We start from the raw sequence: 21,120 nt of genomic DNA on the forward strand, positions 1-21,120 counted from the left end.
TGGACCTGACGTATGCTTGAAACGAACCCCAATTCCCGTCGGATCGCCGTGATCGGTTTGGGCTATGTCGGCCTGCCGTTGGCCGCTGCCTTTGGCAAGATCGGACCGGTTCTGGGCTTTGACATCAATCCCACGCGCATCGACGCGCTGCGCCAGGGCAGTGACGCCACGCATGAGGTCAGCGAAGACGAGCTGTCCGCCGCCGGGGGTCTTAGGTTTACCACTGACCCCGCTGATCTGGCGGACTGTGACACGTATATCGTGACGGTGCCCACACCGATCACAGCACAAAAACAGCCAGACCTTGCACCGTTGCTGCGCGCCTCAGAAACGGTTGGACGGGTGTTGAAGCCTGGTGATCTGGTTATCTATGAATCAACCGTCTACCCCGGCGCGACCGAGGAAGACTGCGTCCCGATCCTCGAGCGGGAGTCCGGCTTGCGTTTCAACGTGGGTTTCTTTGTCGGGTACAGTCCTGAAAGGATCAATCCCGGCGACAAGGCGCATCGCATCGCCGATATCTGCAAGGTCACGTCGGGATCGACGCCTAAGGCCGCCGATCTGGTGGACGCGCTTTATGCGCGGATCATCACGGCGGGGACGCACAAGGCCGAAAGCATCCGCGTGGCCGAGGCTGCAAAGGTGATCGAGAACACACAGCGCGATCTGAATATCGCCCTGGTGAACGAACTTGCCATGATCTTCGGCCGCCTCGGCATCGACACTGATGCGGTGCTGCGGGCGGCGGGCACCAAATGGAATTTCCTGCCCTTCCGCCCTGGCCTTGTCGGTGGGCATTGCATCGGGGTCGACCCCTACTACCTGACCCACAAGGCCGAGGCCGTTGGCCATCATCCTCAGGTCATTCTGGCGGGGCGGCGCCTGAACGATGGAATGGGCGCATATGTCGTGTCCCAGTTGGTCAAGCGGATGATCCGCGAGCGGATCGAGATGACGGACGCCCGGGTCCTTGTCATGGGGCTAACCTTCAAGGAAAACTGCCCTGATCTGCGAAATACCCGGGTCGTCGACATCGTTCACGAGTTGCAGAGCTACGGTGTGACCGTAGACGTTCACGATCCCCATGCCGATCCGCAAGCCGCACGTGACGAGTATGGGATCGACCTGCTGGAGCACCCCAAGCCCGGCACCTATGACGGTATCGTCCTTGCGGTTGTCCATGACGCATATCTTGCGATGGATCCGGCCGAAATCCGAGCGTTCGGAAAGGCCCGGAATGTCCTGTTCGACGTCAAATCCTGCCTGCCGCGCAGCGCCAGTGATTTGAGGCTCTGACCCGCGCCAGCACACTGAAATGAGAGACATTTTCTGACTGTGAGACCTCTGTCCGCAAGGTCCGAGGCCCTGTGGGTTGCCGCCGGCCTGTTCAGTCTTCTGACTGGCGTGCTGGTGCTTGGTCCGCTGTGCTCTGCGTCCTTGCTTTTGTGTCCACGCTGAATGGCGCAGCGACCACCGCGCTGATTGCGATGGGGAATGCAGCACGTTCTCGTCGGGTGGGCTCAGGGCCGGAGCCTATTTCCTGTTGCGATACGTGATCTGGCTGGGATTTTTGGATAGCCGCCAAGGGCGGCGTTTTCCCCGGCTGCGGGGCCTTGGGTATCGTCGTCGTGTCGAACGGACGTTGGCGTTGGTAGAACGCTGCATGCGGGACAACCGCGTTGACCCACTGACGGCAATACGCAGCGTTTTGGGTCTTGATGTTACAAAATGAAACCGGCGCAAGACTGCGCCGGTTTTGTCTTAGCCACCAAAGTCGTCCAGCATGATGTCTTCGCGATCAACACCCAGATCCAGCAGCATGTTGATGACCGACTGGTTCATAATTGGCGGACCGCACATGTAGAATTCGCAGTCTTCGGGCGCCGGGTGGTTCTTGAGGTATTCCTCGAACAGAACGTTGTGGATGAACCCTGTGTAGCCATCCCAATCGTCGCCCGGTTGCGGGTCGGACAAAGCAACGTGCCACTCGAAATTTTCGTTCTCGGCGGCCAGCTGGTCGAAATCTTCAACATAGAACATCTCGCGGCGCGAACGAGCACCGTACCAGAAAGTGATCTTGCGTTTGGTGTTCAGACGCTTGAGCTGGTCGAAGATGTGGCTGCGCATCGGGGCCATGCCCGCGCCGCCACCGACGAACACCATCTCTTTGTCGGTCTCGCGTGCGAAGAATTCCCCGAACGGACCCGAGATCGTAACCTTGTCGCCCGGCTTCAGGTTGAAAATGTAGGACGACATCTGCCCGGGCGGAATGCCTTCGGACCCCGGCGGGGGCGAGGCGATCCGTACGTTGAGCATGATGATACCTTTTTCGTTGGGGTAGTTTGCCATCGAATAGGCGCGCTCGATCGGTTCGGTAACCGTGGATTTGTACTGCCACAGATTGAACTTGTCCCAATCCTCACGGTATTCCTCGGCGACGTCGAAATCGCTGTAGTCGACTTTGTGCGCCGGGGCGGCGATCTGGATGTACCCGCCCGCGCGGAAATTCACATCCTCGCCCTCGGGAAGTTCCAGGACCAGTTCCTTGATGAAGGTCGCCACATTGTCGTTCGACCGGACGGTGCATTCCCATTTCTTGACGCCAAAGACTTCTTCGGGAACTTCGATCTTCATGTCCTGTTTGACGGCCACCTGGCACGACAGGCGGTCACCGCAGGTGGCCTCGCGCTTGGTGATGTGGCTTTCTTCGGTTGGCAGGATCGACCCGCCGCCCTCCAGCACTCGCACCCGGCACTGCGCGCAGGTACCGCCCCCGCCGCAAGCCGACGGAACGAACAGCTTTTCGGCTGCCAGCGTCTGCAGCAGCTTGCCGCCGGCAGGAACCGAGATGGTTTTCTCACCGTTGATGGTGATGTTGACGTTGCCCGATGAAACCAGCCGAGACCGGGCCGCCATGATAAGCGCGACCAGAGCCAGAACGATCAGGGTGAAAAGGACAACGCCGAGCGAGAAAGTTTCCATGCCCCTGCCCCTTTACAGTTTGACGCCCGAGAAGGACATGAAGGCCATCGCCATCAGACCTGCGGTGATGAAGGTGATGCCGAGGCCCTGCAGTCCGTCCGGAATGTCGGAATATTTCAGTTTTTCGCGCACGCCCGCCATGGCGGTGATCGCCAGCGCCCAACCAAAGCCCGAGGACAGGCCATAGGTTGCGGCCTCGGCAAAGTTGTAGTCGCGCTCGACCATGAACAGCGAGCCGCCCAGGATGGCGCAGTTCACCGTGATCAGCGGCAGGAAGATACCCAGCGCGTTGTAGAGCGGCGGGAAATACTTGTCCAAAACCATCTCGAGGATCTGCACCATCGCGGCGATCACGCCGATATATGAAATCAGGCCGAGAAAGGTCAGGTCCACATCCGGGAACCCGGCCCACGCCAGCGCACCCGGCTTGAGCAGGTAGTTCAGCAACAGGTTGTTGGCCGGAACGGTGATGGCCTGCACGACCATGACCGAGATCCCGAGCCCCAGCGCCGTTGAGATTTTTTTCGACACGGCGATGAAGGTACACATGCCCAGGAAAAAGCTGAGCGCGAGGTTTTCGACGAAGATGGCCTTTACGGCCAGTGAGATGAGACCTTCCATCAGTGCGCCTCTACCTGCTGGATCTTGTATTCACGTTCCTCGACCTGGTTCGGCTTCCACGTGCGGAAGGCCCAGATGATCAGGCCGATGATGAAAAAGGCCGACGGCGGCAGCAGCAGCAAGCCGTTGGGCACGTACCAGCCGCCATTGTTCACGGTTTCCAGGATGGTCACCCCGAACAGAGAGCCCGAGCCGAACAGCTCGCGGACGACGCCGACCAGCATCAGGATCAGGCCATAACCCATGCCGTTGCCCAAGCCGTCGATGAAGGACGCCACGGGCGGGTTCTTCATGGCAAAGGCCTCGGCTCGACCCATCACGATGCAGTTGGTGATGATGAGGCCCACGAAGACCGACAGCGTCTTTGAGATCTCGAAGGCATAGGCCTTGAGGATCTGGTCGACCAGGATCACCAGCGAAGCGATGATGACCATCTGCACGATGATCCGGATCGAGCCGGGGATCTGGTTGCGCAGGCATGAGATGAAAAAGGACGAAAACGCCGTCACGAACATCACCGCCAGCGACATCACGAAGGCCACTTGCAGCGACGAAGTTACCGCCAGCGCCGAGCAGATGCCCAGCACCTGCAACGTGATCGGGTTGTTGTCGACAAGCGGGTCGACCAGCAGATCTTTCTTGGTCTGTGACATCAGATCTCTCCTGCTTGCAGCTTGGCCAGGAACGGAGCATAGCCCGCGTCCCCCATCCAGAATTTCACCAGGTTGTCGACGCCGACCGTCGTCAGGGTCGCGCCAGCCAGCGCATCGATATAGAAGTCGGGCCCTGCGGCGGGCATGGTTTTGGCAACCGTGATCTGCAGATCACCCGCATCGTCACGCAGCTTCTTGCCGCTCCAGAGGGCTTTCCAGCGCGGGTTGTCCACCTCGGCCCCCAGGCCCGGCGTTTCCCCGTGCTGATAGAATTGCAGCCCGAAGATGTCGTTGCCATTCGCTTCGAGCGCGATGAAGCCATAGAGCGTGGACCACAGCCCATAGCCGTGGACCGGCAGGATCACCTTGTCCAGCGCGCCGTTTTCGTCGCGCAGCAGGTAGATCACGCGGTATTTCGCCTTGCGGCCGATGCCGGCAGGGTCGTCGGCAAGCGGCTCGCTCAACTCGGGGTCACTGGCGGCGGCAATGTCGTCGAACGTGGCCGGGTCGAACTGGTCGTCGACGAGTTCACCCGTCGCCAGCTCCAGCACATGAGGTTCGAAAGCGGCAAAAGCCTCGGCCACGTCGATGCCCGGCTCATAGACCCCCGCGACCTGCAGAACGTTGATCTGCTTGTCCTTGAGCTTGTTGGCCTCTTGCACCGGGCGCAGGCTGACCGCCGCGGCCGACACGATCATCGAAGCAACCAGGCACACGGCGACCGCGATGAAGATCGTCTTGCCAACCGAGTCCGGCGAGGCCGCCAGGAACCGGGCGATGGCGCCTTTGGGTTCAGGGGATTGCGTATCAGACATGGCGACGCGCCCTCCGTTTGATGTTTGCCTGAACGACGAAGTGGTCGATCAGCGGCGCAAAGACGTTGCCGAACAGGATGGCCAGCATCATGCCTTCGGGGAAGGCCGGGTTCACCACCCGGATCATCACGACCATGACCCCGATCAGCGCGCCATAGATATAGCGGCCCATATTGGTGTGGCTGGCCGAGACCGGCTCGGTCACCATGAAGGCCAGACCGAACGCATAACCGCCCAGCACGACGTGCCAGTACCAAGGCATCGCGAACATCGGGTTGGTGTCCGACCCGATCAGGTTCAGCAGCAGGGTAAAGCCGATGGTCCCTGCCAGACAGCCCACGATCAGGCGGTAGTTGGCAATCTTGGTCATCAGCAGGAAGGCCAGCCCGATCATGCATGCCAGGGTCGATGTCTCACCAAAGCTGCCCTGGATCGAGCCGAAGAAGGCGTTCCACCATGTGATGCCCTCGGCCGCCAGCGCCTGATAGCCGTCAGCGGCCGAAACGGCCAGCGCGGTCGCGCCGGAAAAGCCGTCGACCGGGGTCCAGACCGCGTCGCCCGACATGGATGCGGGATAGGCGAAATACAGGAAGGCGCGCCCCACCAGCGCGGGGTTGAGGAAGTTCTTGCCGGTGCCCCCGAACACTTCCTTGCCGATGACCACACCAAAGATGATCCCCAGCGCCACCTGCCACAGCGGCGCGGTGGCCGGCATGATCAGCGTATACAGCATCGAGGTGACGAGAAAGCCCTCGTTCACTTCATGCCCGCGCACGGTGGCGAAAATCACCTCGAAGGTGCCGCCCGCGACCAGCGTGACTATGTAGATCGGCAGGAAATACATCAGCCCGTGCATCACGTTGGAAAAGATGCTGGACGGGTCCAGAGAAATGCCCAAGGCCTGCAGGACGGCGATGCGCCAACCGGTTGCCGACTCCGGGCCCAGCGTCGCGATTGCCGAGTTGGCCTGGAACCCGGTATTGTACATGCCCCACAGGATGCAGGGGATGGTGGCGATCACGACATAGGTCATGATCCGCTTCATATCCACGTAGGACCGCGCGTGCGGTGCCACGGATGTTACGGTTTTCGGAGTGTAGATGAAGCTTTCCACCATCTCGTAGATGGGGAAGAACTTCTCGTACTTGCCGCCCTTGGTGAAGTTCGGCTCGATCCGGTCAAAGAAGCTGCGCAAACCCATGTGGATCAGCCCTCCTTTTCAATCTTGGTCAGGCAGTCGCGCAGCGCCAGCCCGTATTCATACTTGGCCGGACAGGCAAAGCCCACAAGGCCCAAATCCTCTTCATCCAGCTCCAGCGCGCCCAGGGCCTGCGCCGTGTCGGTATCCATCACCAACAGCGCCCGCAGCAGTTGCGTCGGCAGGTAATCCTGCGGCATGAGCTCTTCGAAGGTACCGGTGGGCACCATGGCGCGGCGGCCACCGTTCAGGTTCGACGTGAAGGCGAACAGCTTTTTGGCAAAGGCCGAACCCAGAACCGGCTGCACCGCGTATTTCGACGGCATCGGACGGATCCAGCCCATCGGGATCTGGTCGTGATCCTCGCGGATGATGCAGATCTGGTGCGCGAAGCGTCCCAGATAAGCGAACGGCCCGGTGGCGTGACGCCCCGACAGGACCGAGCCTGAAATGACGCGGGCCTCGCCGTCGACATTGATCTCGTCGCGGGTCAGATCCTCGGTCGAGGCCCCCATGACGGTGCGGATCAGACGCGGCTGACGCGCGCCAGGGCCGGTCAGGGCCACCACAACGTTCGGGTCCAGATGGCCCGACTGCAGCAGCCGCCCGATGGCGATCACGTCCTGATAGCCGATGGTCCAGACGGTTTTCGCGGCGGTCACGGGTTCGAGGAAATGGATATGCGTCCCGGCCAGGCCCGCCGGATGGGGGCCGCTGAAGGCCGCAGCCTCGACGCCCGGCAGATCGGCGCCGGGGATCGTGTCGCCATCCTTCTGGCACAGATAGGTCTTGCCTTCGGTCAGCTTGGCCACGGCGGCCAGACCGGCGGCAAAGGCCTCGGCCGCGTCATTGATGATCAGCGCGGCATCGGCAGCCAGCGGCTCGCTGTCCATGGCGGTGACGAAAATCGCGGCGGGCGCGGTGCCCGGCTGCGGCATCTTGGAATAGGGCCGCGTGCGGAACGCGGTCCACAGGCCGGCGGCGCACAGTTTGGTGGTGAGACCCTGCGCGGTCTCGGCATCGCCCACGCCTGAGAAATCGACGCCGGGGTCGTTGGGGTCCGACACTTCGATCACGACGCTCTGCAACACGCGCCGCGCGCCGCGGTTGATGGCCACGACCTTGCCGGTCAGCGGCGCCACCATCATCGCCTCGGGCGCATCCTTGTGGCAGAACAGCGGCGCGCCGCGCTGGACGTTGTCCCCTTCCTGCACCAGCATCCGTGGTTTGAGCCCGATATAGTCTCCACCCAGCACGCCAACCGAAGAATATGCTGGCCCTGGCTGAATGACCTGTTCAGGCGATCCCTCGATCGGAAGGTCCAGCCCCTTTTTCAGTTTGAAAGTTTGCATGTCGCTACGTTCTTCCAAGCCTTTTTCTTGCGCCCGTCATACAGGGCCCTTTGCTTTGGGCACTGAATAGCGCGGAGTTTCGTCAAGCCCGTCGTAAAAACGACGAGGACCGGCCGAAATCCGCGGGCGTCTCTCTGATTACGGCCCCTTTACGCGGCGAAGCGGCCAAACGCAAACCTGTTACCGCCCAAATCGCGCGTCGTGTAGCTATTTTTACCCGAAACCACGGGCGGAGTACCAAAAACTTGGTAGGAAATTTCGTGTCGCACGGATGGCCCTGCTGATATAAGCAGCCGGAATGGAGAATACCGATCTTGAGATTTTTCTGGTCGCGACACCCGGTCTGGAGGCTCCCCTCCTCGCCGAAGCGCAGGAGGCCGGATTCGCTGAGGCCCGACTTGCACCCGGAGGTGTCACGGTTCGTGGCAACCTGCGCGAGGTCTGGCGTGCCAATCTCCAGTTGCGCGGGGCCAACAAGGTGTTGGTTCGGGTGGGTTCGTTCCCAGCTGTGCACCTGGCTCAGTTGGACAAGCGGGCACGAAAGTTTCCGTGGGGAGATTTTCTGAAACCCGACGTCCCGGTTCGGGTTGAGGCCACCAGCCGAAAATCCCGCATCTATCACGCTGGCGCCGCACGGCAACGGATTGAAGGCGCAATCTCTGACATGTTGGGGTCTCCGATCTCGTCCGAGGCGACGGTCCGTGTTCTGCTGCGAATCGAGAAAGACATCTGCACATTTTCCCTCGACAGTTCCGGAGAAGCGCTGCACAAGCGCGGGCACAAGGAAGCGGTGGCCAAGGCCCCTATGCGCGAAACGATGGCGGCGATGTTTCTGCGCAATTGCGGCTTTGACGGATCTGAGCCGGTACTGGACCCGATGTGCGGCTCGGGCACTTTCGTGATCGAAGCCGCCCAGATCGCTCTGGGCCTGCCACCCGGCCGCCACAGAGCCTTTGCCTTTCAGGACTTTGCCGGATTCGACCCCAAGGCATGGGCAGAACTCCGCGCCGACTGGGTCGCGACGCAGACAGATACCGTGTTCCATGGCTCGGACCGTAATGACGGGGCGATTGCGGCCGCGCAGGCCAATGCCAGCCGCGCCGGGGTGGACGGCGCGACGCGATTCCAAAAACGCGCAGTCGCTGACCTGAAACCGCCCATGGGCGGGCCGGGACTGGTAATCGTCAACCCACCGTATGGGGCACGCATCGGCGACGAAAAACGCCTGCGGTCGCTGTATGGCAGCTTTGGCAAAGTGATGTTGTCCAGGTTTTCAGGCTGGCGTGTCGGCGTCGTCACCAGCAACCAGTCCCTGGCGCGCGCCACCCGCCTGCCGTTGCTGCCTCCGGGTCCGATCGTCGATCATGGCGGCACGAAGATCCGCCTCTATCAAACCGAGGCCCTGCCCTGACCGGCCAATTCCTGCGGGTCCAAGCGGCAGAGTCAGTTCGGACAAAAAGCACACAGAATCCCTCTTGCGCATCAAATCCACTGGGTATAGATCACGCGCCACGGTCGGAGTGTAGCTCAGCCTGGTAGAGCACTGTCTTCGGGAGGCAGGGGTCGGAGGTTCGAATCCTCTCACTCCGACCAATAAAACAAGGCGCCCTGCGGCGCCTTTTTGTTGGTTGGTCGTATCTCCAAATTTGTCCGGGGCAGCAACGTGCTGAATTATTCGGCATCCGCGCACGATCTGCCATCTAGATAGGCGCTTTCCAGGGAATTGAACGCAGCGCTCCGAGGGTGGCATTGCCTCGCTCTGCCTGCTTGGTCAGTTCGATGTTATGAACCAAACGTTGACCGTTGTTGTTGTCGAACAGAACCCGGACCGCGCCGATGCGATCCTCGAGGCCCTGAAAGCGGCGGGGAGCGTCGAGGCGCAGGTGATCGATGGCGTGTCTGAATTGCCGAGCAAGATTGCTGTCCACAATCCCGATGTCGTTCTGATCGACATCGACAATCCATCTCGGGACATGCTTGAAGAACTGACAACCGCCTCCGGCCCGATGGAGCGGCCGGTTGCCATGTTCGTATCCGGGGCTGCAGGCGGCCTGTCCAAAGCTGCGGTCGAAGCAGGTGTCTCGGCCTATGTCGTCGACGGTCTGCATCCCGAAAGGGTCAAGCCCATCATCGACACCGCCATCGCCCGTTTCCAAGTACTGCGCCAGATGCGGACCGAGTTGGCCGAAACCAGACGCGCATTGGAAGAGCGCAAGGTGATCGACCGCGCGAAAGGGCTGTTGATGAAAGCAAAGGGCATTCAGGAAGATGAAGCCTATGCCCTGCTGCGCAAGACCGCCATGAATCAGAATCGTCGGGTGGCCGATGTGGCCGAGGCTTTGGTGACCGCTTCGGGGCTGTTGTCATGAGGGCGGTCTCGCTCCGAGCGGCCTATATGCCGTTGGTCGATGCGGCCCCCCTGATCGTGGCGCACGAGATGGGATATGATCAGGCCGAGGGCATCTCTCTGGACCTGCGCCCCGCCCCGTCCTGGTCCTCGTTGCGGGACATGCTGGCCTTCGGACATGTTGATGCGGCACATCTACTGTCCCCTGTCCCGGTGGCCATGGCGCTGGGGCTTGGGGGGATCGTCACGCCCCTTTCGGCCGTATCGGTCCTGTCGGTCAATGGAAACGTGATCGGCGTTGGCCGCCAACTGGAGGCGCGGCTGCGCGAAAATGGCTATGCCTTCGATTTCAGCGACGCCACTGCGGCCGGAGCGGCATTGGCAAAAGCGGCCGGTGGAACGCTGACCTTCGGGGTTCCGTTTCCGTTTTCCATGCATGTGGAACTGCTGCGATATTGGGTCAGCGGCACGGAACTCGCCTCGACCCAGGTTGAGATCCGCACCGTTCCCCCACCGCTGATGGCCCAGGCCCTGGCCGCCGGTGAGATCGATGCTTTTTGCGTGGGTGAGCCCTGGGGGTCGTTTTCCGTCGATGACCGGGTGGGTGCGCTCCTGCTCCCGGGAAACGCGATTTGGTCCTGCGCCCCTGAAAAGGTGCTGGCCGTGCGAACGGAATGGGCGCAGACGGAACCACATCTGACGGGCGCATTGCTGCGGGCGATCTGGCGGGCAGGCCGGTGGCTTTCAAATCCCGAAAGCCTGACCACGGCGTCGGAGATGCTGGCGCAGAGGCTCTATCTGGATGTTCCCGCGGACCTGGTCGACCGGGCATTGACCGGACAATTTGCGATTTCAGCGCGCGGAGACCAGCGTCAGGTCGACCGGTTTGTCACTTTTCATGAAGGCGCAACGGGCTTTCCTTGGCGCAGTCAGGCCAAATGGATCGCGCACCACATGGCGCGAAGATATGGACTGGATCCGTCAGATGCCGAGCGTACGGCAGCCGATGTGTTCCAAAGTGACCTGTATCGGCGCGAGCTGCAGGGAATCGGTGTTGTCATGCCCGCCGAATCTGAAAAGCCCGAGGGTGCCGGCAACGATCCGACGCTAGTGTCCGGCCCGGGCGGCAAGCTGATGTTGCCGCAAAACGTCTTTTTCGACAGTCGGATTTTTGAGCCTTCCCAGTAAGTGCGCCTAATTTTTTTGCACTGCAGCGTCAAATTATGCTGCATTGCAGAATTTTCACCTGATGGCCGTCAATTTCGGATGACTCATCTGCTCACCGGTGCCTTTATCAGGACAACGGCAGGCAACGTCGCCCACCGTAGGAATTCGCCCGATGTCTTGGGCAAAACTTCTGAGCAAAGCCGCTCGACCAACCGCCTTCTCCTTCCGGCGGTGTGTGTCGGCGGCTTTTTTTTGGCCCGAACGTTGCTCGGGTCGCCACCCAGCCCGGTTTGGGCCGGACCGAAAGGAACAAAGATGAAAAAACTCATTCTGAGTCTTGTTGCGACGACAGCCCTAGTTGCGCCGGCCACCGCAGAAATGCTGGAGCTGGAAAAGGACGAGCTGACCTTCGGCTTCATCAAGCTGACCGACATGGCGCCGCTGGCCGTAGCCTATGAGCAGGGGTATTTCCTGGACGAGGGCCTGTTCGTGACGCTCGAGGCGCAGGCCAACTGGAAGGTTCTGCTGGACGGCGTGATCGGCGGCCAACTGGACGGCGCGCATATGCTGGCCGGTCAACCGCTGGCAGCGACCATCGGCTATGGAACCGAGGCGCATATCATCACGCCTTTCTCGATGGACCTGAACGGCAACGGCATCACGGTATCCAACGAGGTCTGGGCGGAGATGAAACCCAACATCCCGGTAATGGACGATGGCCGCCCGCAGCACCCGATCAGCGCCGAGGCACTGGCTCCGGTGGTCGAGAAGTACAAGGCCGAGGGCAAGCCCTTCAACATGGGCATGGTGTTCCCGGTTTCGACCCACAATTACGAACTGCGCTACTGGCTGGCCGCCGGAGGCCTGAACCCGGGTTACTACAGCCCTGAAAACGTGACCGGTCAGATCGGCGCGGACGTGTTCCTGTCGGTCACCCCGCCGCCGCAGATGCCCGCCACGCTCGAGGCCGGCACGATCCATGGCTATTGCGTGGGCGAGCCGTGGAACCAGCAGGCGGTGTTCAAGGGCATCGGCGTTCCAGTCATCACCGACTACGAGCTGTGGAAGAACAACCCCGAAAAGGTATTCGGCATCACCGCCGAATTCGCCGAGGAATACCCCAACACCACCTTGGCCGTGACCAAGGCGCTGATCCGTGCGGCGATGTGGCTGGACGAGAACGACAACGCCAACCGTCCCGAGGCGGTCGAGATCCTCAGCCGCCCGGAATATGTGGGGGCCGATTACGAAGTGATCGCCAACTCGATGACCGGTACGTTCGAATACGAAAAGGGCGACAAGCGCGAGGTGCCCGATTTCAACGTGTTCTTCCGCTACAACGCGACCTATCCGTTCTATTCCGACGCGGTCTGGTACCTGACCCAGATGCGCCGCTGGGGGCAGATCCCCGAAGCCAAGGCAGACAGCTGGTATGACGAGGTCGCCAAGTCGGTCTACAAGCCCGAGATCTATCTGCAGGCCGCGCGCCTTCTGGTCGAAGAAGGCCTGGCGGACGAGGCTGATTTCCCTTGGGACAGCGACGGCTACAAGGCGCCTACTCCGGCCGAGGACATCATCGACGGCATTCTCTTCGATGGCCGCGCGCCGAACGCCTATCTCGAAAGCCTGCCGATCGGCCTGAAGGGCGACCAGAAGGTCGTCGGGACCGAAGTTCAAGGCTGACCCCGAACCGCCCTGCCCGGCTGCGGTCGGGCAGGGCCCCTGAAACGCCCCGCCATCGCAAGGACGCATCAGATGACAACGGTCGATCCGGAATTCAACGCAGACGCCGCACGGGACGCGCGCCGCGCCCGTCTTTTCACCCGCATCAACGCCGCCGACAAATGGTTCCAGGTGCTGGGCCTCAGCTGGGCCACGCCGGTTCTGAAGGCCGCCGCCGGCGACAATCCCCGCGCCCAGATGGCCGAGATCTGGCGGCTGCTGATCGTACCGATCCTGTCGATTTGCGCCTTCCTGCTGCTGTGGGCGACGCTGGCCCCCAAGGTACAGACCTCGCTTGGGGCGGTGCCCGGCCCGGCGCAGGTCTGGGAGGAAATGGTCAACCTGAATCAGGACGCTCAGGCCAAGGCCGCCAAACGCGCCAAGTTCGAGGCGATGGTCGAAAAGCGGAACCAGAAGCTAATCGAGGCCGGCCGCGCAGACGAGGTCAAGCAGGTCGCCTATACCGGCGCGCCGTCTTACTACCAGCAGATCTGGACCTCGATCAAAACCGTGTTCTTCGGGTTCCTGATCGCCACGGTCGTGGCGGTGCCGCTGGGCATCGCGGCGGGGCTGTCGCCCACCGCAAACGCGGCGCTGAACCCGCTGATCCAGGTGTTCAAACCGGTATCGCCGCTGGCCTGGCTGCCGATCGTGACGATGATCGTCTCGGCCGTCTATGTCACCAATGACGGCTGGTTCGCGAAATCCTTCCTGATCTCGGCCATCACGGTGACGCTGTGTTCGCTGTGGCCCACGCTGATCAACACCTCGTTGGGCGTGGCCTCGATCGACAAGGATCTGGTGAACGTGTCCAAGGTTCTGAAGATGAACACCTGGACCAAGATCACCAAGCTGGTGCTGCCCTCGGCGCTGCCGCTGATCTTCACCGGCCTACGCCTGTCGCTGGGCGTGGGCTGGATGGTTCTGATCGCGGCCGAGATGTTGGCGCAGAACCCGGGCCTGGGCAAATTCGTCTGGGACGAGTTCCAGAACGGCTCGTCCAGCTCGCTGGCCCGGATCATGGTGGCAGTCTTCACCATCGGCATCATCGGCTTCCTGCTGGACCGGGTGATGTACGCGCTGCAGTCCCTGTTTACCTTTACCAACAACCGGTGAGCGTGATGAGCATCCTCAGCTTCGAAAACGTCTCGAAATCTTTCGGCGAAGGCACCGGGCGCACCGATGTTCTGAACGGCATCGACCTGCAGGTGCAGGAGGGCGAGTTCCTGGTGATCCTGGGCTTTTCCGGCACCGGCAAGACCACGCTGATCAACCTGATGGCCGGGCTGGACATGCCCAGCCGCGGGCAGGTCACCTTCAAGGGCGCGCCTATCAAGGGGCCGGGGCCGGAACGCGGCGTGATCTTTCAGAACTACTCGCTGATGCCGTGGCTGACGGTCAGCGGCAATGTCGGACTGGCGGTCGATACGGTCTTTCCGGGCCTGCCCAAGGTCGAGAAGGCCGCGAAGGTGGCCCATTTCGTCAAGATGGTCGGCCTAAGTCACGCGGCGTCGCGCCGGCCGGCCGAATTGTCGGGCGGGATGCGCCAGCGGGTCAACGTAGCCAGAGCGCTGGCCATGAACCCCGAGGTCTTGTTGCTGGACGAGCCGCTGTCGGCACTGGACGCTCTGACCCGCGCCAACCTGGCCGACGAGATCGAGCGCATCTGGGAAGCCGACCGCAAGACCTGCGTGCTGATCACCAATGACGTGGACGAGGCGATCATTCTGGCCGACCGGATCATCGCCCTGAACCCCGACGGCACGCTGGGGCAGGAGTTCCGCGTCTCGATCCCGCGCCCGCGCGACCGGGCGGCGATGAACACCGATGAAACCTTCAAGCGCCTGCGCGCCGAGGTCACCAAATACCTGATGGATGTGGGGATCGAGGCCAAGGTCGAAGGCACCCGCATCCTGCCCGAGGTCACGCCGATCCACGGCGTGCCCACCGCCGTGACCGAGGCGCAGAAGGGCATGATCGACAGCCGGTTCCTGGATTTCTCGCAACTGCACAAGGTCTATCCCACGCCCAAGGGGCCGCTGACCGTGGTCGAGGACTTCGATCTGAAGATCGACAAGGGCGAGTTCATCTCGCTGATCGGCCATTCGGGCTGCGGCAAATCCACGGTGCTGACCATGGCGGCGGGGCTGAACGAGATTTCCAAGGGCGCGATCAAGCTGGATGGCCGCCACGTCGAAGGCGCCGACCCTGAACGCGCGGTGGTGTTCCAGTCACCCAACCTGTTCCCGTGGCTGTCCGCGAAAGAGAACGTGGCGATCGGGGTCGACAAGGTCTATCCGAACGCCAGCCAGGCCGAACGGCAGGACGTGGTGGAATACTACCTGGAACGCGTCGGCCTGGCCGATGCGATGGACAAGCAGGCCAGCGACCTGTCGAACGGCATGAGACAGCGCGTCGGCATCGCCCGCGCCTTTGCCCTGTCGCCCAAGCTGCTGCTGCTGGATGAACCTTTCGGGATGCTCGACAGCCTGACCCGCTGGGAGCTGCAGGAGGTTCTGATGGAGGTCTGGTCGCGCACCAAGGTCACCGCGATCTGCGTCACCCATGACGTGGACGAGGCGATCCTGCTGGCCGACCGGGTGGTGATGATGACCAACGGCCCGCAGGCTACGATCGGCAAGATCACCCGCGTGGACCTGCCGCGCCCGCGCACCCGCAAGGCGTTGCTCGAACATCCCGACTATTACGCCTACCGGCAGGAAGTTCTGGATTTTCTCGAAGAATACGAACACGGCGCCAAGCCGAAATCGCCCGCCCCCAAGGCCATTGCAGCGGAGTGACCCCATGAAACAGAAACTTGTCGTGATCGGTGCCGGGATGGCGTCGGGCCGCGTGCTTGAACATCTGACCGAGACCGCGCCAGATGTGTTCGACATCACGCTTTTCAACGCCGAACCGCGCGGAAACTACAACCGCATCATGCTCAGCCCGGTTCTGTCGGGCGAGAAGACCTATGAGGACATCGTCACCCATGACGGCGACTGGTACGCGCAACGGGGCATCGCCTGCCGCTTTGGCGAGCATGTGGTGAAGATCGACCGCGAGATGAAGGTGGTCGAGGGCGAAAACGGTCATGTGCCCTATGACAAGCTGCTGATCGCCACCGGCTCGGCCCCGTTCATCATTCCGGTTCCGGGCAAGGACCTGCCCGGCGTCATCTCCTATCGCGATCTGGACGACACCAACGCGATGATCGACGCGGCCGCCAAGGGTGGCAACGCGGTGGTGATCGGCGGCGGGCTTCTGGGGCTCGAGGCCGCGGCGGGGCTGGCCGAGCGCGGCATGACCGTTACCGTGGTGCACCTGATGGGCCACCTGATGGAGCGGCAGCTGGACGAAGCCGCCGGATACCTGCTGCGCAAGGATCTGGAACGCCGCGGGATCACCGTGCGGACCCAGGCCTCGACCAAGGCCATTCTGGGCGAGGGTCGCGCCGAGGCGGTGCTGCTGGAAAGCGGCGAGACGCTGCCCGCCGACCTGGTGGTGATGGCCGTCGGCATCCGCCCCGAAACTCGGCTGGCCACCGATGCCGGGCTGGACGTTGCCCGCGGGATCGAGGTGAACGCGCAGATGCAAAGCTCGGACCCGGATGTGATGGCCGTGGGCGAATGCGTCGAATTCGACGGCCACCTGTTCGGCCTGGTGGCGCCGCTTTTCGATCAGGCCAAGGTCGTGGCCAATACCCTGCTGGGCCAGCCGGATGCTTTCGTGGTCAAGGAACTGGCCACCAAGCTGAAGGTCACCGGCTGCGACCTGTTCAGCGCCGGAGACTTCGCCGAGGGCGAGGGACGCGATGACATCGTGTTCCGCGACCCGGCGCGCGGGGTCTACAAGCGGCTGGTGATCGAAGACGACCGCCTGATCGGCGCGGTCATGTATGGCGACACCGCCGATGGCAGCTGGTTCTTCGGCCTGATCAAGGACGGCACCGACATCGACGAGATGCGCGACACGCTGATCTTCGGCCCGGCCTATCAGGGAGGCGACACCGCGGACCCTCGCTCAGCCGTTGCAGCATTGCCGCCTGAGGCGGAGATCTGCGGCTGCAACGGCGTATGCAAGGGCACCATCGTCGAGGCGATCGCCGCCGGGGCCACCGATCTGGCCGCCGTGCGCGCCAGCACCAAGGCCAGCGCATCCTGCGGAACGTGCACGGGTCTGGTCGAACAGGTCCTGCAGGTCACGCTTGGCGATGAGTTCCAGATCCCGGCGGCGCAACCGATCTGCGGGTGCACCGATCTGACCCACGAGGACGTGCGCCGCCTGATCAAGGCGCAAGAGTTGAAAAGCCAGGCCGCCGTCTGGCAGGAGCTGGGCTGGAAAACGCCCAATGGCTGCCATGTCTGCCGGCCGGCGATCAACTATTACCTGCTGGCCGACTGGCCGCTGGAGTATCAGGACGACCCGCAAAGCCGGTTCGTCAACGAACGCAAACACGCCAACATCCAGAAGGACGGCACCTTCAGCGTCGTGCCCCGCATGTGGGGCGGCATCACCAACCCGGCCGAGCTGCGCGCCATCGCCGACGCAGCCGAGAAATACGACGTGCCCACCGTCAAGGTCACCGGCGGTCAGCGCATCGACCTGCTGGGCGTCAAGGGCGAGGACCTGCCCGCCATCTGGGCCGATCTGAACCGGGCCGGTCTGGTCTCGGGGCACGCCTATTCCAAGGGTCTGCGCACGGTCAAAACCTGTGTCGGCACCGATCACTGCCGCTTCGGAACCCAGGACAGCACCGGCCTTGGCATCAAGCTGGAACAGATCCTGTGGGGATCGTGGACACCGCACAAGCTCAAGCTGGCGGTTTCGGGCTGCCCCCGCAACTGTGCCGAGGCGACCTGCAAAGATATCGGCATGGTCTGCGTGGACTCGGGCTATCAGATCGGCATCGGCGGGGCGGCCGGGATGGACGTCAAGGAAACCGAACTGCTGTGCCAGGTCCCGACCGAGGACGAGGCGATCGAGGTGGTGATGGCCGTCACCCAGGCCTATCGCGAGGGCGGCAAGTATCTGGACCGGCTGTACAAATGGCTGGCCAAGGTCGGCATGGACTGGGTCAGGGCCAATGTGGTCGACGACCTCGAAAACAGGCGGGCATTGGTCGCGCGGTTCGAACTGTCGCAAAGCATCTATCGCAAGGACCCCTGGGCCGAGCATGTGCGTGACAAGGCGCCGAGCTATGCCCCGATTGCAGATTTCACCCTGGAGGCCGCGGAATGAACTGGATCGACATCGGACATATCGACGACGTGCCGCTGCGTGGCGCGCGTCTGGTGAAAACCCGTCTTGGCTGCATCGCCATCTTCCGCACGGCCGAGGCCGAACTGTTCGCGGCCAGCAATGCCTGCCCCCACAAGGGTGGCCCGCTGTCCGAAGGCATCGTGCATGGCCAGTCGGTGACCTGTCCGTTGCACAATTGGGTGTTCGACCTGAATACGGGCGAGGCCCAAGGCGCGGATGAGGGCCGGATCACCACCTATCCGGTTCGGCTGGAGGGCGGGCGCATCCTGCTGGACGCCCGCGCCGTCACCGAACGGAGCGCCGCGTGATGGACGGCTCGAACCTGCCCGAGGTGCGATCCACCTGCGCTTATTGCGGCGTGGGCTGCGGCGTGCTGCTGCGCCCGGACGGGGCCGGCGGTCTGACCGTGCGGGGCGACCCGGACCACCCGGCGAATTTCGGACGGTTGTGTTCCAAGGGTACCGCGCTCGGTGACACGGTCGGGCTGGGCCACCGCCTGCTGGCCCCGCGCGCCTTTGGCCGGGACGTGGGCTGGGACGACGCGCTGCAGTTGGTGGCCGACCGGTTCCGCGAAACGATCGCGGCGCATGGTCCCGACAGCGTGGCCTTCTATGTCTCAGGGCAGTTGCTGACCGAGGATTACTATGTGACCAACAAGCTGATGAAGGGCTTCATCGGATCGGCCAATATCGACACCAATTCGCGGCTGTGCATGGCCTCGACCGTGGCCGGGCACAAGCGGGCCTTTGGCACCGACACCGTGCCCGGCACCTACGAGGATCTGGACCAGGCCGATCTGGTGGTGCTGGTCGGGTCGAACCTGGCGTGGTGCCACCCGGTTCTGTACCAGCGCGTTCTGGCGGCACGGCAGGCGCGCGGCACCCGGATCGTGGTGATCGACCCGCGCCGCACCGCCAGCTGCGATCAGGCCGATCTGCATCTGGCGCTGAATCCGGGCAGCGACGTGGCGCTGTTCAACGGGCTGCTGACCGAGATTCATCGGCGCGGGGCCGTGGACCCGGACTTCGTGAGGCTAACCTCGGGTCTGGAAGCCGCACTGGAAACGGCCGGAAACGACCAGATCTCGGAAACCGGCCTGACTGCCGAAAAACTCGCCGCATTTTTCGATCTATGGATCAATACCCCGCGCGTCGTGACGGTCTTCAGCCAGGGAGTGAACCAATCCTCCAGCGGGACCGACAAAGTCAACGCCATTCTGAACTGCCATCTGGCCACCGGTCGGATCGGACGGCCGGGAATGGGCCCGTTCTCGGTCACCGGCCAACCCAACGCGATGGGTGGGCGCGAAGTGGGTGGTCTGGCCAACACGCTGGCTTGCCATCTGGACATCGAAAACGCCGATCATCGCGCCGCGGTTCAGGCGTATTGGCAGGCGCCTGCAATACCGCAGTCTCCGGGGCTGAAGGCCGTGGACATGTTCCGTGCGGTCGAAGATGGGCAGATCAAAGCCCTTTGGATCATCCACACCAACCCGGCGGCAACCATGCCCGAAGCTGACAGGGTCAGCCGCGCAATCGCCGCCTGCTCGTTCACGGTCGTCAGTGATCTGACGTTGAATACCGATACGGCGCGTCTGGCCGACGTTGTGTTGCCGGCCGCTGGGTGGGCCGAAAAGAACGGAACTGTCACGAATTCGGACCGAACCATCAGCCGGCAACGCGCCGTTTTGCAGTCACCGGGCCAAGCGCGCCCGGATTGGGACATCCTGGCCGAAGTTGGCCGCCGCATGGGATGGAAAACCGCGTTCGACTACGCTTCACCGGCCGAGATATTCCGGGAATACGCCGCAATGTCCCAAATCGCCGCGCAGTTCGGGAAAGACTTCGACATTTCGGGCTTCTCCGAAATTGACGAGGCGGGCTATGCCGAATTGGAACCCACCCGCTGGCCATTGGGTCGCAAGGGTGCAGGTGGGAGATTTTTTGGTGACGGACACTTCTTTCACTCCGACAGGAAGGCCCGGATCGTTCCCGTTGCTCATCGGCGTCCGGCAGCCCGACCCGGACAGCAATATCCCTTTGTGATGAACACCGGACGCACACGGGATCAATGGCACACCATGACCCGGACCGGTCTTTCAGCCCGCCTGTCCGCCCATCTGGCCGAGCCGTTTGTGGACATTCATCCCCAGGACGCCGCCCGCGAGGGGATATCCAGCGCAGATCTTGTCGAGGTCACCAGTCCCACTGGGCGTGGTATTTTTCGCGCGCGCATCACCCAAGATGTTCGCATCGGTCACGTCTTTGCCCCCATCCATTGGACTGCGGAAACGGCGCCTTCGGGCCGGGTGGACATTCTGGTTCCCGGCACCACTGATCCGATCTCCGGACAACCCGAAAGCAAGGCCACACCCGTTTCGATCTCGGTCATGCAGGCGGCGTGGTACGCCTTTGCAGTCTCCAGGAACCCCCTGACCCCCTCGGTCTCTTACCGGGCGACGGTCCGAACGGACAACGGTTACAGGACAGAGCTGGCTGATCATGCCCGGATACTGAATTGGGAAAAAACCGCCCGCGAATGGTTTGCGCTGACCGATGCGGACGCGGTCACGGCAGGTGACCCCGCCCGCGGTTCATTTCGCATTGCGTTGTCGCAGAACGGATGCCTGCAAGCGGCACTGTTCGTGTCGCCGCGCCCGCTGCCCCTGATGCGGGACTATCTTGCGTCGATGCCGGACATACCACCCGCACAGTTTCTGACCGGCCGCGCACCCGCAGATGCCAAGGACACCGGACCAATCATCTGCGCCTGTTTTGGCGTCGGGTTGAAGACGATCGTTGACGCGATCTCGTGCGGGCAAGCGATCAGTGTCGACGCTATCGGCGCGGCGTTGAACGCCGGAACAAATTGCGGGTCTTGCCGGCCTGAATTGGGTGCCCTGATCGACCGGTATGCCCCGGATGCCGCCGACAACCTAAGCCGTCAATTGCAGGGAGGCGTCGCCTAACCCTGTCGCATTTCTGTTGACAGGTGATCCCGC

Annotated in this window: 16 protein-coding genes and 1 tRNA gene; 11 read left to right on the plus strand and 6 right to left on the minus strand. The window is 62.4% G+C overall.

What is annotated here, in order from left to right; all coding sequences use genetic code 11:
* Positions 1 to 12 precede the first annotated feature (12 nt).
* Positions 13 to 1,296 carry a Vi polysaccharide biosynthesis UDP-N-acetylglucosamine C-6 dehydrogenase TviB gene (gene tviB / locus ACR0LD_RS16185; protein ID WP_170448160.1) on the plus strand — a complete coding sequence of 428 codons (1,284 nt, stop codon included), beginning with the start codon at positions 13 to 15 and terminating at the stop codon, positions 1,294 to 1,296.
* A gap of 465 nt (positions 1,297 to 1,761) precedes the next feature.
* Here the strand turns inward: tviB and nqrF are convergent, their stop codons facing one another.
* From nqrF to ACR0LD_RS16215, 6 genes are read right to left on the minus strand one after another with little or no spacing between them, the layout of a single operon-like run.
* On the minus strand, positions 1,762 to 2,982 hold the full coding sequence (nqrF, locus tag ACR0LD_RS16190) for an NADH:ubiquinone reductase (Na(+)-transporting) subunit F (RefSeq protein ID WP_170341483.1): 1,221 nt from the start codon (positions 2,980 to 2,982) through the stop codon (positions 1,762 to 1,764).
* 12 nt (positions 2,983 to 2,994) lie between these two features.
* Positions 2,995 to 3,603, minus strand: coding sequence for an NADH:ubiquinone reductase (Na(+)-transporting) subunit E (nqrE, locus tag ACR0LD_RS16195; protein ID WP_050603817.1), 609 nt, complete (start codon positions 3,601 to 3,603; stop codon positions 2,995 to 2,997).
* Positions 3,603 to 4,256, minus strand: a complete 654-nt coding sequence (locus tag ACR0LD_RS16200) for an NADH:ubiquinone reductase (Na(+)-transporting) subunit D (protein ID WP_170341437.1) — start codon at positions 4,254 to 4,256, stop codon at positions 3,603 to 3,605. The genes nqrE and ACR0LD_RS16200 overlap by 1 nt, the downstream gene beginning before the upstream one ends.
* Positions 4,256 to 5,071: a Na(+)-translocating NADH-quinone reductase subunit C gene (locus ACR0LD_RS16205; RefSeq protein ID WP_480637975.1), complete on the minus strand. Its 816-nt coding sequence runs from the start codon at positions 5,069 to 5,071 to the stop codon at positions 4,256 to 4,258. The genes ACR0LD_RS16200 and ACR0LD_RS16205 overlap by 1 nt, the downstream gene beginning before the upstream one ends.
* Positions 5,064 to 6,272 (minus strand): NADH:ubiquinone reductase (Na(+)-transporting) subunit B, encoded by a 1,209-nt coding sequence (locus ACR0LD_RS16210; RefSeq protein WP_170359418.1) that lies wholly within the window; start codon positions 6,270 to 6,272, stop codon positions 5,064 to 5,066. Before ACR0LD_RS16210 ends, ACR0LD_RS16205 begins: the two co-directional genes overlap by 8 nt.
* Before the next feature lie 5 nt (positions 6,273 to 6,277).
* The gene (locus ACR0LD_RS16215) at positions 6,278 to 7,621 is read right to left on the minus strand and encodes a Na(+)-translocating NADH-quinone reductase subunit A (protein WP_480637977.1); all 1,344 of its coding nucleotides are present in this window, start codon (positions 7,619 to 7,621) and stop codon (positions 6,278 to 6,280) included.
* A gap of 298 nt (positions 7,622 to 7,919) precedes the next feature.
* On the opposite strand from ACR0LD_RS16215, the gene ACR0LD_RS16220 reads away from it, so the two are divergent.
* The 10 genes from ACR0LD_RS16220 to ACR0LD_RS16265 all read left to right on the plus strand — a co-directional run bounded on the left by ACR0LD_RS16220 (position 7,920) and on the right by ACR0LD_RS16265 (position 21,087).
* Positions 7,920 to 9,032: a THUMP domain-containing class I SAM-dependent RNA methyltransferase gene (locus ACR0LD_RS16220; protein ID WP_480637978.1), complete on the plus strand. Its 1,113-nt coding sequence runs from the start codon at positions 7,920 to 7,922 to the stop codon at positions 9,030 to 9,032.
* Positions 9,033 to 9,137: 105 nt separating this feature from the next.
* A tRNA-Pro gene (locus tag ACR0LD_RS16225) sits at positions 9,138 to 9,214 on the plus strand.
* A gap of 191 nt (positions 9,215 to 9,405) precedes the next feature.
* Complete coding sequence (locus ACR0LD_RS16230) at positions 9,406 to 9,990, plus strand: ANTAR domain-containing response regulator (protein WP_170367334.1); 585 nt, start codon at positions 9,406 to 9,408, stop codon at positions 9,988 to 9,990.
* Positions 9,987 to 11,156 (plus strand): ABC transporter substrate-binding protein, encoded by a 1,170-nt coding sequence (locus ACR0LD_RS16235; RefSeq protein ID WP_170367335.1) that lies wholly within the window; start codon positions 9,987 to 9,989, stop codon positions 11,154 to 11,156. The genes ACR0LD_RS16230 and ACR0LD_RS16235 overlap by 4 nt, the downstream gene beginning before the upstream one ends.
* A gap of 294 nt (positions 11,157 to 11,450) precedes the next feature.
* Positions 11,451 to 12,818, plus strand: coding sequence for a CmpA/NrtA family ABC transporter substrate-binding protein (locus ACR0LD_RS16240; protein ID WP_480637981.1), 1,368 nt, complete (start codon positions 11,451 to 11,453; stop codon positions 12,816 to 12,818).
* A 72-nt stretch (positions 12,819 to 12,890) separates the two neighbouring features.
* Entirely contained in the window at positions 12,891 to 13,973 is a 1,083-nt protein-coding gene (locus ACR0LD_RS16245; protein WP_068345377.1) for an ABC transporter permease, read from the plus strand.
* A 5-nt stretch (positions 13,974 to 13,978) separates the two neighbouring features.
* The gene (locus tag ACR0LD_RS16250) at positions 13,979 to 15,658 is read left to right on the plus strand and encodes an ABC transporter ATP-binding protein (RefSeq protein ID WP_480637984.1); all 1,680 of its coding nucleotides are present in this window, start codon (positions 13,979 to 13,981) and stop codon (positions 15,656 to 15,658) included.
* A gap of 4 nt (positions 15,659 to 15,662) precedes the next feature.
* Positions 15,663 to 18,098, plus strand: coding sequence for a nitrite reductase large subunit NirB (gene nirB, locus ACR0LD_RS16255; RefSeq protein WP_480637986.1), 2,436 nt, complete (start codon positions 15,663 to 15,665; stop codon positions 18,096 to 18,098).
* Positions 18,095 to 18,427, plus strand: a complete 333-nt coding sequence (gene nirD, locus ACR0LD_RS16260; RefSeq protein WP_480637988.1) for a nitrite reductase small subunit NirD — start codon at positions 18,095 to 18,097, stop codon at positions 18,425 to 18,427. The genes nirB and nirD overlap by 4 nt, the downstream gene beginning before the upstream one ends.
* Positions 18,427 to 21,087, plus strand: a complete 2,661-nt coding sequence (locus ACR0LD_RS16265; RefSeq protein WP_480637990.1) for a molybdopterin-dependent oxidoreductase — start codon at positions 18,427 to 18,429, stop codon at positions 21,085 to 21,087. Before nirD ends, ACR0LD_RS16265 begins: the two co-directional genes overlap by 1 nt.
* Positions 21,088 to 21,120 lie beyond the last annotated feature (33 nt).

This window comes from Ruegeria sp. BF8 (assembly GCF_056538625.1).